The sequence below is a fragment of the Succinimonas amylolytica DSM 2873 genome (assembly GCF_000378405.1).
Taxonomy (GTDB): Bacteria; Pseudomonadota; Gammaproteobacteria; order Enterobacterales; family Succinivibrionaceae; genus Succinimonas; species Succinimonas amylolytica.
On sequence record NZ_KB899637.1, the window covers coordinates 368169 to 382002 of the forward strand.

Genomic DNA, 13834 nt, shown 5'->3' on the forward strand with positions numbered 1-13834 from the left:
CTGATTTTTCAGGAACAGCAGCTATAACGGCAGATAAACAGCTGACAGCCAACAGACAGAAAATCCCGGAAGCTGTGATTCAGAAGGCTTCAGGGAGCGAGATAAGGATTTAAAAATGGACAATCTGAGCAAGGAACAGTCTCTTTACAGGTTTATCACGAATGAAGGCGACTTTTTTACGGATGATTACCTGGATGAATCGTTTGCCGGCAAGGTTTTTGATAACTCATTTCTGGGCAAAAAGAACAAGATTTCGGAAGATGATTTTGCCGCATCTTCAGACTCCGCTGCTACACCATGGGGGAACAGCGCAGAGATAAAGGCCGGCATCAAGAGTGCCATGGGCAAGCTCAGAGATCTTTACGGTGAGTACAAGGCCAAAATTCACGATCCCCGTTCTGAGGCCAAGGGCATTATAAAAGAAACCTCCTTATTCCACGGTAAACTGCTGGAGGATATACTATGGTACCGGTATGAGGTTATTGGCGGCAAGGCAGATAATGATGGGCATCCGGTTCCCTACAGTGAAATCTACTATTTAAATGGCCCTGATGATAAGGAAAAGTCCATTGTTCCGGTACGGCACATTATCCGCAATAAAAATGACGCCTCCGTGAGAATGCTGATCATGGAGATGCAGCCCGAAATCGAAAACGGGGCATATTCTCCCGGAGGTCTCTGCAAGCAGCAGATTTCCGGCAAAACTCCTGAAGAAGAATCAAAGCTGCCGCAACGGTATTTTCGGGAACAGTGGAAAGATGTCTTTAAGGTACCGGAAGGTTATCACATCAGCCCTTCGGTAATCAGGGATGCGATTTCAGAAATCTCTCATGGGGAAAAGTCTCTCCGTCCGGAATACATTCTTCTTCTTGCCGGACCTAAAATCTACCTCATAAAAACCGACGTCTGGGATCAGCAGTCCTATCTCATGCTGGACATTGATGAACTTATTTCCGGCATGACAGCATCCCAGAAATCCGAGAACTTATTCATGATCTTCTGGCTCCTTGTGGCCGCTCCGGAGCTCCTGGGAGATACCGGCATGATTGCCCGGCTCATTGAGGACAACAGAAGCCATGCCTATTCCGTAACCTCAGAGCTTAAAACCGGCGTTGTGAATGTCATTAAGATCCTGGGCAACGAGGCCAGCTATTATTTCGGGAAACACCCGAAGAGCTGCTTTTGCCAGGATTTTTCCAGGACCGGAAAGGAACGGGAAATCTTTAACACTGCCGTCCTGAACGACTGCCTTATCTATGTTTACCGGCTCCTCTTTATTTTTTTTGCGGAATCCCGCAAGGGAGAACTGGGGCTGGCACCGGAAAGAGACGATGCCTACGATCTCGGGTATTCCCTGGAGCATCTTCGGGTGCTGGCTCTCCGGAAGCTCCGTTCCCGTGGTGAAAACGAGGACTTCTTCTTTGATAACTCCATGAAGAAGCTCTTTGCTCTTTACGGCAAAGGATCCTCAGACCTTATTATAAAGAACGGCTATCGTCCGGAGGGCAAGGGCGGGCTCACCGAAGAATGGCTGCGCCGCATTGATTCACCGATATTTTCAGATGCGGGGCTTACCTATTTTAAGGAGCTCCGGATCCGGAACTCCGAATGGCAGAAAATCCTGAAGAATCTTTCCGTAACCCGGAGAAAGAGCAAAAACGGCCGTATTCGAACCGGACTTATCAACTACGCCGCTCTGGGGGTTAACCAGCTGGGCGCCGTTTATGAAAACCTGATGTCCTACCGCTGTTACTACGCCGAACAGGATCTCATTCAGGTTCACAACAGCAAGGAGACTAATCCCGATCTCTATCTTCTGGATGACTATGACAATCTGGGCCGTTATGATTTTAAGAACGAAGTGGTTCATGATCCCGAAGATCCAAACCGTCCTCTGATTGTCAGCAAAGGTTCCTTTGTCTACTGGCTGAGTACCCTGGATCGCAGTCGTTCCGCCTCCTTCTACACTCCGGTATCCCTTACCAGAAGCACAGTCAAATACACTTTGCAGGGAATCCGGGAGCGTTTGGACAAGGGGGAAATGGACTATCGGGAGATTCTGGATCTCAAAATATATGAGCCGGCTATGGGCGCTGCCGCGTTCCAAAATGAGGTGATAGATCAGCTGGCAGAGCTTTACCTTGATTGCGCCATTAAGGATGAATCCCGCAAGTCCGACGGCAGGAAGCTCTCACCGGAGAAGTATCGTAACGAGCTCACCAAAGTCAAGGCCTTCATTGCCACCCGTAACGTTTATGGAGTGGACATGAACCCCCATGCTCTGGAGTTAGGAAAGCTGGCCCTGTGGCTGAACACCATTCACCGGGGCATGGAGCCGCCGTTTTTTGTAAACCGTCTCTGTGTGGGAAATGCCGTGCTGGGAGCATCGTTAACCTATTACAACACCACCCAGAGGCTTAAATACGACGAGAAAAAGCAGGGGTTTGTTAACTGGTGGGAATACCGTAACCCGCCCAGAGTGGAATTTCCTGCAGGTAGGGTTTCCAGTAACGGCAAAAGAACGAAGGGGTTCAAACGCCCCAAGGCCGGCTTCTATACCTTCCTCCTTCCTACCCCGGAAATGGGAGAGGGGCTTAAAATTGCCAAAACTGTGGACATCACCTCCTGGAAGTCTGCAAACAAGGCTAATCTTGACATTCTTAAGATAAAAATCGCTGACTGGACTAAACCGCTCAAGCATGAAGATATTGACAGGCTTCAGACACTATCAAAAGCTTTTGATGTGAAGCTTAAGCTTTATTACCAGTATCAATCCGAGCTTACTGGGATTTCCGCTGTTATCAGTGATGTCTGGCCTAATTTCAGCAAAGTAGCAAAACAGTCGGGCGCCATTGATCTCCTTCAGGGAGCTTTTCGGATTAACTTCAATCAGAAGATTGACCTTTTAGACAAGCTGGATCGGGACGGTTCTCCGGCCTCTCAGGTACGTATGGTGATGAATTACTGGTGTGCTCTCTGGTTCTGGCCGGTGGATAAATTTGCCGAACTTCCGGATCGCGACCAGTTCTGGAGTGATCTTGAAGCAATTCTCGCCATGGATGACATGATGACTGTCAAAAAGAGTGAGAGTTCACAAACCTCAGATGAGTGGGGCTTATTAGCAGGTACTGTTGAGACCACGGAAGAGTTTCAGGATTATAAGCCGCATATGAGCTTTGAAGACCTTAAAAAGCTTTCAGATGAATTTGAAGAAAAGCTGGACAGGGATTTTTGGGAGAGCCCCCGTATCCGCATCGTCAAGGAGGTATCTTCTCGCAAGAAATTCTGCCATCAGGAACTGGAATTCCTGGAGGTATTCTGGGAGCGGGGCGGCTTTGACATAATTGCCGGAAATCCTCCCTGGGTGGTACCCTCATTTGACGTCATAAGCATCCTATCGGAAAGGGATCCCTCTGCGGATGTTAAGCGCATCAAGGCGCCGGATGCTCTTAAAGAAGCTACGGAAAAGGTAAAAGAGGATCCGGCTTTTAACCATTTTTACGAAAGAGAGCTTCTGGAAAACTCTCGGGAAACCGCCTTTACCAACATCAACAACCCGGAGGTTCACGGTAACGACCTTTACCGTATTATTCTGTCCCGATCCCTTAAAATGTTGAGTTTCCGAGGTTTTATGGGGATGATACATCCGGTATCTGTCTTTACCGATGCTAGGGGCGGTGATTTTAGAAGGCTTCTCTATCCGCACCTTAAATATCATTTTCGGTATGCCAATGAACGGCTAATCTTTCCTGAGGTTGATCATAACGCAATTTTTAGTGCTAATGTCTATCGGGGCAATGCTGACAATATTTCCATAACTGAGGTAGCAGGGCTTTATTTTCCGGAGGAATTAGACTTGATATTCCGAAAAGGGACGCCGGAACATGACCGTCTAGTTCATTTCGGAACTTCGGAAATACAGGCAATCAGGGATGCTTTTGAACCTGATTCCAATCCTGATTCACCAGTATTTGTGGCCCTTCCTGACCAGCAAACATTGGATGTTATTAAAAAATTTACGGAAATAAAGGAGAGAATAGGAGATTTAAAGCCGGTAGTATCAATCTTATTTAATAATACCACTGGAGTTCAAAAAGGTTCTATAAAATACGAAAACCGCCAACCAGAAGCACCTATAGAACTGATTCTGACAGGGCCTTTGATTACTGTAGGTAATCCTTTATTTCAATGTCCGCGGAATCCTTGTGTTAAGAATTCAGATTTGGATGCTATCGATTTAACAGTTATTACTGAAGATTATCTTCCCAGAACCACACTTTCACCGGCACTACCTATTCCAGAATTCCGAAAACTTTCAGAATTTGCTGACACAGAGATGTATTTAAAGGATTATCCGGAGCTTACACAAGATAATAAGGAAGAGATTAAAGAACTGCAGAATGAAGAGCTTTTAAAACATTATAAGATTTCAGTAAGAGCTATGTTAGATCTTGATAGTTCTAGAACGGTACATATCTCTATTACATCTCCTTCAGTGAGTCATGTAAATGGATTAAAGTCCATATTCTTCAAGGATGAACGAGATACAATAATGGTAGCAGCGGAAATGATGTCTGTACTGTATGATTATTTTATCAAAAGTAAAGGAAGTAAAAATTATCAGATAAGTACTATCCTGCAATCTCCATTATTCTTATTATCTTCTTTCAAGCAGAATATTTTTTCCAGAGTACTCCTCCTGAACTGTCTCACTGTTTATTACCGTGATCTCTGGGAACGAAACTTTGATGAATCCTTCATTGAAGACTCCTGGAGCATTTCGGATGAACGGCTTAAACCTTTTTTCAGCCTCACCAGAGAATGGACTTCGGCTATACCTCTTCGTAACGATTTCGAAAGAAGACAGGCTTTGGTGGAAATTGATGTCCTGGTGGGTATGGCCATGGGCTTTACTCTGGATGAGCTATGCTTTATGTACCGGAGTAAATTCCGGGTGCTCCAGCAGAATGAAGCCGATACCTGGTATGACCGCAAGGGGCGGATTGTTTTCACCATAGCCCAGAGCGACGTGGGAGTAGAGCGGGCTCTTTTTGAGGAGTATCAGAAGCGGGCTGCCAACGGCGAAACCGAATTTGTCTACACCGTCACCAAAAATCAGCTCTATTTGGGCCGGAAAATAACCTATTACGCTCCCTTCAACAAGTGCGACCGCATCAAGGATTACGAAACCGCCTGGAAGCATTTTGAGAAGGTGCTTGGAAAATAGCACCGTGGCAGTGAGATCATGGATATTGGAAAGCTTAATACCAAAGTGAATTTCGTTGAAGGTTACGACAACGAGCCGTTTGTAATTTTCAAAATCAAGGATTCCAATGAACCATTTTTAAAAATCTGGGAGGGTTTAATTTCAGATTTGCTTGAAAATCCGGATATGTCAGGCAATGGCTGGAAAGGGTTAACCAGGGATTATCACGAACTGAAGGGTATTTGGGCAGATGGCGGTGAAGACACTGAAATAGATGCGGCTGAATACCTGAGTGATCTTGCATACTACGTTAACCAGTCATTTAGTTATGAAGAAACAGCGGAAATGCTGGAATCTCTCATCAAATACTTAAGTTATGCGAAAGAACAAGGTTTTGAAATCATGGCAAAATTCATTAACTGATTTACCTGATGAGGAGTATCCAGAAGCACTATGCTCACAGCACAGAGGATTGTCTGCCGTAGGAAAACGAAACTCAGTCCAGTCCTTTCCGCTTCACGTGCTTCACCCATGTTTTTCAAAAAACAAGGCGTAATCTATGAGCCTGTTCGCATATTAAAGTCCCCCACTGGTTTTATCATGGATAAACTTTATTCCGGCAGGATATACTTTATTTCATGTTAAATCCGGACTTCGGGGATTATTGCAGAGTTCGGAAGCGTTGTTCAGAGTTTGGGTGATTTTATGCTGCCGTACGAAGAAGCCTTGGAAGTTCGTGAAGCTCTTATGGGATATATTGTCAGCCAGTATCCTCTATCAGATCCTGCTGTCATGAAGGAATTTCAGTCATTTCTCCAGGATCCTGAAAAGGGCATTTTCAGAGGGCCTTTTGTTTCCGCCAGCCTGCCATTTAAAGCTACGGATCCAGCTGAAACCGAAGCTCTTTCAGACTATCTCGCGGTAAGGCCGAAATTCACTCCCTTCACTCACCAGATGAGGGCCTTTAAAAGACTGGCCACCTGGGATTACCTGAGAAATATTCCCAGAATTCCGGAACCCGTCATTATGACCACGGGTACTGGCTCCGGAAAAACTGAAAGCTTCCTGTTCCCAGTACTGGATTACTGCCTTCGCATGAACCAAGGGCAGGGTAATAGCAAGGTCGAAAGCAATAATAATAGCGCCGGACAATACTACCGGAAACCAGGGGTTAAGGTTATTATCATGTACCCCATGAATGCTCTGGCAACGGATCAGGCCAAAAGACTGGCCCAGGAGATTGCGAGACTTCCCCTGGGCAGCGACGGAAAGCCCCTGGTTACCGCCGGACTTCTTATCGGGCAGCACCAGCCGGAAAAAAACGGCAAAAAGGGATCCCTAGGAGGAAAAAGCGCTTCCCGGCAGGTTTCCCGTGAACATCTCCGGCTCCCGACGACCATGGGAGAGGATCACATAATTGAGGATCGTGAGACCATTATCAGGGAAGTTCCGGACATCATTCTCACCAACTTCAAAATGCTGGACAGAGCCCTTATGCTGGAGGAGTTTCATAATCTCTGGACCGGAAATATTCCGGATCCTGATGAAGTTCAGCCGGGCCAGAAATTTCATCCCTGTCTCAGATTTATTGTTCTTGATGAAATTCATACCTATGACGGTGCTCAGGGATCAGATGTGGCCAATCTTCTCCGGAGACTCCGCTTAAAGCTCAGGCTGACGTCAGAGGAACTGTGTCCGGTGGGCACCTCCGCAACCATTGGCGGCAGCAGCATTGCCGAGTATGCCTCTAAAATCTTCGGGGGGGACATCACGGATGAGGCTGTCATAAAGGAGACTCGCCTCTCCCTTAATGAATTTCTCAGGGAAGGAAATGAGATCTCAGGAGGTCTCCCGGATATAGCTCAGGTGATGCGCGAGGATCTTTCTCTCAAGGCGGTACAGGATCTCAGCGCCTCCGAAATTATTTTTGCGGAGGAGATCTGCCTCGATCGGATTTCCCGGGTCTGGTTTCCCGCATACGACAAGGAATTTCCCATACCGCTGGAAAAGCTTCCGGAAAGTATAGCCGCTGAAAGGAATCAAAAGGCTCAAAATAACCAGGAGAATCCGCTCTCGGAAGAATCACCGGGGTTGCTTTCCCTGACGGATCGTCTGGATATTTCCCGGGATATTGTGTCCCGGCGGATATTCCGGGGACGGTGCGTCCGGGGACTCCAGAAACAGAAGGCTTTCCGGGACATTATTTCAGCTGTTACTTTGGGCAATATTCCGGATACGGCGCTACTTTCTTATGTGGAAAATGATCCGGAATTCGAAAAGCTTTTTAATGACTTCAAGGCTTCTGGCAGCTTTGCGGGTAAACTCTCTTTGGCTGCTGAAGACAGTTCTGCTGAAGACAGCCACACGGCAGAAAACGGCGTGACTGCCAGAATAAGAAAAGAAGCTGCAAAACGCATTTTAAGGCAGCTTCTGGATCTTATTTCCGGCTCCGATGCCGAGGATTCCACAGCGGATTTTCAGAAGCCCTTTCTGTATATGCGCATTACCATGTGGGTGCGGGAGCTTACTTCTTTGGCTCGGGTGGTAGCACGGAATCCGTCATTTGTGTTTACCAAGCAGTCCCGGAGACCGGAGTTAAATGTAGCAGTGCTTCCTATGTGGAGCTGCAGAAAGTGTGGCGGAAGCGGCTGGGTAGCTCTCCTGAATCAAAGAGGGGATTCTTATGAGCATTCCTTCTCTGCAGTCGGTCAGGCTTTTATGGGGGATAATTCGGATCTCCGGCTCCTGGTGCCCCGTAACGATCCGGAGGATACCAGACTTCGGGAGCGTATTCCAGATAGCGGGGATCTGCTTCCGGATACCAAATACCGGAGGCCGGTAATTGCAGGAGAGGCCCTGAAAAAGAAGGGGACGGTGAAAAAGATTCGGCTCTCTCCGGAAGATCTTAAAATAGGGGATGACAGCGGTGCTGGCTCTGTTTTGGACAGTGCAACTGAAGTAGCTGACTGGCTGAAAATGGTGCCGGCATACGAGTACCGGTTTATTTCACAGTCTAAATCCGGCGAATCTGTAAAATTCCGGCAGGTCTGTCCGTTCTGTCTGGCTTCCTCTTCCATATCTCTGGCAGGAGGCCATGTTTCATACCTGTCTTCGGTAGCTATGAATGCAGTGATGTCCAGTGAGGCCTCGGGACAGAAAGAGAATGATCGCCGGCTTCTGGTGTTTTCCAATGCCGTGCAGAACGCCGCATTTCTGGCCGGCGTCTACGAGGATCGCAGCTTCCGCTTTGCCTTCCGTCATGCCATGACCGAGTATTTCAGATACTGGAAGGGGAAGACTCCGGCGGAACTGCAGCCCTCCGGGATCAGTCTCCGGGATTATGTTTCAGGATTTGTGTCCTATTTTACGGATAAGCTGGGACACGGGGATCCCCTGTCCCGGGATTTTATTTCCTTTTTCCGTCCGTCTCAGGAGATGATGTATTTCCGGTATGAGGATTACTGGCATGATGCTGGTATTTCCGGGGATAAGGCAGGTGATAAATCCGGTGCAGCAGATGAAAGCAGGAGGCAGGAATTTTTAACGGCATTTAAGAACCGCATGATCTGGGAATGTGTAAATGAATTTGCCGAAGCCAGTGACGACGGCCGTTCTCTCATGGTAACGGGTACCCTGGCAGCTGATTTTGATCCTGCAAAGCTCCGGAAGGCGCAGGATCTTGTCAGAAAATACCTGGTGAATATCACCGGCTATGATTATGCCAAAATTTCTCCTGACAAGCTCGCTATAAACCCCGGGGATTCACCGGAAGCAGTTCATGAGAAGGAGGAGCGGCTTTATGGCTTTATTTCTTCCTTCCTGCATAGTCTCAGGGAACGGGGAGCCATCGAAACCCCTTATACCAGCTGTTACCGAGGTAAAGCTCTTTATGATATCAGCTGGTTTTCTTTAAAGCCTGCGGGAGATTTCCGGGAGCTTACCCCCATCTTTAACATTTTCAATATCCCGAGACTGGCGGCAGTCATGTCGGAGGACAGTAAAAGCAGAGATGCCAAGGATTCCTATAAGATAGTAGAAACCATCAAAATTTCGGATACCGGCCGCTCCCGTTATTTTGAGATGTTTTCCCGGGCCTTTCTGGATCAGGAGGTAACCTTTGCTGACGAGGAAGGAATTGTCAGGAAATTTTATGAGAAGCTCTTTCAGGCTCTGGAGGAATCCGGCCTTCTGGTCAGACTGAATCCCGACGCCGCTGGCAGGGATATCGGGGAGCTTTATTACATTCCGCTGGAAGCGGTGCGTATATCCGATGAACTTGTCTCCCTGGAATGTCCGTCCTGCGGCCACAGATCTCATACTCTCCGGAATGCTCCCGGCCGGGAATATCATATCTGCCCAGTTATGATCCAGCACAGCTTTCAGATGCTGGAACGGAATCCTCTGCGGGATCACTGCCTTGACAGCCATCAGGGGCCGGATTCAGGGCATACCTGGGTTAATCGTTATTACCGGGATCTCTACAGTACCCGATCCAGTCCCAGAATCACCGCCCGGGAGCATACCGGCATTTTAACCCGTTCTCTCAGGGAGGACACCGAGCAGGCTTTCAGGAAGGGGGGCCGAGGAGAGAGCGTCAATGTGCTTTCAGCCACTGCCACACTGGAAATGGGCATCGATATCGGGGATCTTAATACCCTGATTCTGGCTGGCCTTCCGGAAAATACTGCCAGCTATCTGCAAAGAACCGGTCGCGCCGGAAGAAAGGAGGGCAGTTCTCTGGTACTGAACTTTGCCAGAGCAGGTTCCCGCTATGATCTTTACTATTTTGACCGGCCTCTGGATCTTATGCAGGGGCAGGTAACCACCCCGGGCTGCTTTCTGGAATCCTTTGACATTATCCGCCGGCATTTTCTGGCCTATTGCTTTGATTCGGCCCTGACAGACAGCTTTGTAACCGGAAACAAGACTGTGTGTATCCGAAAAACAGGTTTTAACGGCAGCTCCATCCCGGAGTTTGTGGACGCTATTGAAAAGTATGTTGCAGCGCACAGGGAGGATCTGCTCTCCAGGTTTGCGAGCGTCTATCAGCCCTCTGAGAAGCGGGAAATTCAGGGAATGTCAGGAGTCTTTTCCAGAGATGAAGGTGCAGAAAGCCTAGAGGTGGAAGATGTTACAGACACCTTCTGGAAGGAGGCTGATCGCTATCAGGAGCTTTTTCAGGAACTGGAACGCTTTGTGAAAAGCGGAGAAATTTTTCAGAACCTGAGAGGAGAGTTTATCCGTCTTGCGGAGATTATCAGGGAGCTTTACGAACAAAGGAGCAGTTATCACGAAATCCTTGATGCGATTCCGGAGGCTGACAAGCATCGGAGACAGGAATACAGGGAACGGCTTCGGATGGTTAATATCCGCTTAAACAGGCTCCTTAACGACCAGAAGCCACTGGAGTTTATGGTGGATCAGGGACAGCTCCCAAATTATGCCTTTCCGGAAAAGGGAGTGAGCTTTACCGGCCAGATTATGGATTTTACCGGCCCCTCTGATGAGAAGAATAAGAAAAAGACCGTCAAATCCAAGAAACTCCGTTCTGAAATTGTGGAGCTTACAGAGCCTGCCAATGTTGCTCTGACAGCTTTGGCCCCTGATAATACCTTCTATTCCAACGGACATCGCTTTGTGGTTATGGGGGTGGATCCTGCAGCTTTAGGAAACAGGGGGGATCCTTCGGCTACCGGCAGATCCGAGAGTGTCAGGAGCTTATCCGCAGCAAAAATTTCGGGCTCCGGACTTATCAGGTATTACTATTGCGGGAAATGCGACGGCCTTTTTGTGGATGTGAAGAAACAGACCTGCCCGAAATGTGGCTCATTGGGACTTAAACAGCATTTCTTTATGAAGATGCCGGCCATGCTAAGCGAAATGCCCCGCAAAAATGCCAGTTTGCTTAACAATGCCCGGGAAGAACGGGATTTCGATACCTATATAACCCAGAATCATTTCTCCTTTGAAAACAGAAAGGGGCCAGCCTATGTGATCCGGGAAATTCCCTTTGCCGTGGAATTCTGCGACAAGGTAAACATTACTGTGGTTAATTACGGCAATAACCGGGAATCTGACAGGGAGTCTCCTACGGTCAATGGCAGAAAGGTTAGGAAGCACGGGTTTGTGGTGTGTACCTCCTGCGGCAAGATCACTTCTCTCCGGGACTATTATGAAATGCATCGCGGAGATTTCGACGAGAGCAGCCAGAGGTACGAAAGAGAGCAGTCCAAGAGTCAGGTAAAACCGGAGGATCCTCATTTCCGGTTTTGCAGATATCAGAAGCTCACTAGTCTTTGCGACGAGATACCCGGTACCGGTCAGCGTCTTTTTGCAGAAACCTGGCTTATGAGGGAATTTTCCACCGAAGCTCTCCGCATCCTTCTCCCGTCCTATCACAACCTGTCATCCGGTAATGGCAACAGCGGCACTGAGAAGGGGGAGATGATCCGTGCTGTACTCCGACAGGGTATTAAGTCCTATTATGGAGGTTCTCCGGATCATCTGGATTTTGAGTTCTATAACGAATACAACCATAGAACCGCCAACTTTGACGAATATCTGGTGATTTATGACAGAGTCCCCGGAGGTACCGGATATCTTAAAAAGCTTATGGAAAAGAGTGATGAGGCGGAAAACAGACTGGTATTTCAGGACGTGTTCCAGGCCGGATACCAGGCGATTTCCGCCTGCCGCTGCAGCTCTGACGGCTGCTACAACTGCGTGAATTTTTACGGACAGGACAGAAATCAGCTTAAAAAATCCCGCACGCTCAAGTATGTGGAAAGTCTTCTGAAGAGAACTGAGAGTGCCGTGCAGGGGTTCCAGGAATATCATGATGATCTGGCAAGTCTGAGACAGGGGGAAGAACCTGATGAAAGCATGCTGGAAGGTGATTTCATTAATCTTCTGGAGGATTACGCCGGGGGATGCGGAGACACCTTCAGCGCATTGGATGATGAAGACGGCTCTGTATGGCAGTGGAAGGGATCCCGGATAGAGGCTCTCCCTGATCGAAAAAAGAGGGGGCTTAAATTTGAATACCGCATCATTTCTCAGGCAGATATCTGCACTCAGGAGATTCGCCGGATACCATATACGGTGCCGGATTACCTGTTTGAACTCAGGAGCTATGAAGTAAGCTGTTATGAGGAAGATGGTTCCGGGATCATTATGCAGAAATATGATGTCCGGGATGAGGATCAGAACAATACGGAGAACTCCTTCGTTCCCGCTAAAATTCTTCTCTATCTTGACGGCTACCGGTATCACGGCTGCAGCATTTCCGGAGAAGAGCCGCGGTTTTTCCGGGATCTGGAAATCAGAGAGGAGCTCAGAAAAGGAAACTCCGGGAGGGCTAGCCAGTATATTACCTGGACCCTTACCTGGGATGATATTGCAAAATATCAGAAAAATGAAATGTCAGGAGATGACAGAGAGTCCATATGCAGCTGTGACAGCATTTTTGAAGACTATATCAGAGGAGAGGAGAATTCCGTATTACAGAAGGCTATCGGTGTCAGACTTAAGGAGTATGTAGCTGCCGCCCGGGATCTTAAGGAAAAAAGATCATCCTTTTCTCGGAGTAAGGATCCTTTCGGAAAGGATGCTTTAAATCAGCTTCTCTTTATCCTGCTGCACCCGAATCCTGATTATTTACGGAAAGTGTTCTTCGGTTTTACGGCAGTGGCTCTGATACCGAACCCCAGAGCTGCTGTTTTGGCCGATAGCATTCTTAATCTTCCTTTTACTGATAATCTCAATGATGTTTCCGAGGCTTGTGCGACCCTGATGAGAGAGATGAAGGCTGGAAAAACAGGTGATATATATCTGGCCGGAAGGGATCCTTTTCACGATAAGGGCGGAAATATCCCCCGTATTTACTTTTCCCTGTCAGATAAAGGGGAACTCAGAGGATCGGTGCATTTCCGGATAGGGCTACCGGGATTTCAGAATGCCGATGGCGGAAACATTAATCAGAGAAGCAGGGATCTTGATAAACAGGAATGGCGGAATTTCTGGCATGCCTACAACCTGCTGGCCTTGCTTCCGCGTTATGCGGAAATTACCAGACAGGAGGATCTTATTTGGCTGCCACAAGATCCTCAGAATGCCGTTCAATCTGCTGCCGTTATTTCCGACAGCGTTCCGGAGCAAGTTTCCGGTAATGCGTCAGAGGCGCCTGATTTGTCAGAGAAGCCAGGTGACATCAGCTATGAAGAGGCGCTTAAGGACTTAAAGCTTCCCGATGGTTTCGAGCTTAAGGCAAGGGAATTTTCAGAGAAAGAGCTTGGTAGATTCTACCCCGAGATTTCAGAGGCAATGAAGCTACTCGGCAGATCCGGTCTTCTGGGGGCAGATTTTGTTTTCGGTGAGGACTGTTATGACGACGATGATCATTTTGCTGCCTTTATTTCCGATCCTCTTAAACTTGTAGTGGAACCGGGGGAGGATGATGATCTTTATTTTGCAGAAAAGGGGTATCTCGTGGTGCTTGGCAATGGGGATGTAGCCGAATATGAAAGAATTAAGGAAGCCGGAGGGAGAGTGGTGTTTTCAAAAGACTTCAGGCTTGGTGATATTCCCTGCTGCATGGAGCAGGAGTGATCCGGGATATGTAAGGAGATG

Annotated in this window: 3 protein-coding genes; all 3 read left to right on the plus strand. The window is 47.9% G+C overall.

Translation table 11 applies throughout. The annotated features are described in order from the left end of the window. Positions 1–115 precede the first annotated feature (115 nt). Entirely contained in the window at positions 116–5227 is a 5112-nt protein-coding gene (locus F557_RS0111120; RefSeq protein WP_019002299.1) for an Eco57I restriction-modification methylase domain-containing protein, read from the plus strand. 18 nt (positions 5228–5245) lie between these two features. Then, positions 5246–5629, plus strand: a complete 384-nt coding sequence (locus F557_RS0111125) for a hypothetical protein (protein WP_019002300.1) — start codon at positions 5246–5248, stop codon at positions 5627–5629. A gap of 282 nt (positions 5630–5911) precedes the next feature. After that, positions 5912–13813 (plus strand): Zn-binding domain-containing protein, encoded by a 7902-nt coding sequence (locus F557_RS0111130; protein WP_019002301.1) that lies wholly within the window; start codon positions 5912–5914, stop codon positions 13811–13813. Positions 13814–13834: the final 21 nt, after the last annotated feature.

Excerpts from the sequence above, each read along its gene's own strand:
- F557_RS0111125 (WP_019002300.1), top strand. The coding sequence starts at position 5,246 with ATGGATATTGGAAAGCTTAATACCAAAGTGAATTTCGTTGAAGGTTAC.
- F557_RS0111130 (WP_019002301.1), top strand. The coding sequence starts at position 5,912 with ATGCTGCCGTACGAAGAAGCCTTGGAAGTTCGTGAAGCTCTTATGGGA.
- F557_RS0111120 (WP_019002299.1), top strand. The coding sequence starts at position 116 with ATGGACAATCTGAGCAAGGAACAGTCTCTTTACAGGTTTATCACGAAT.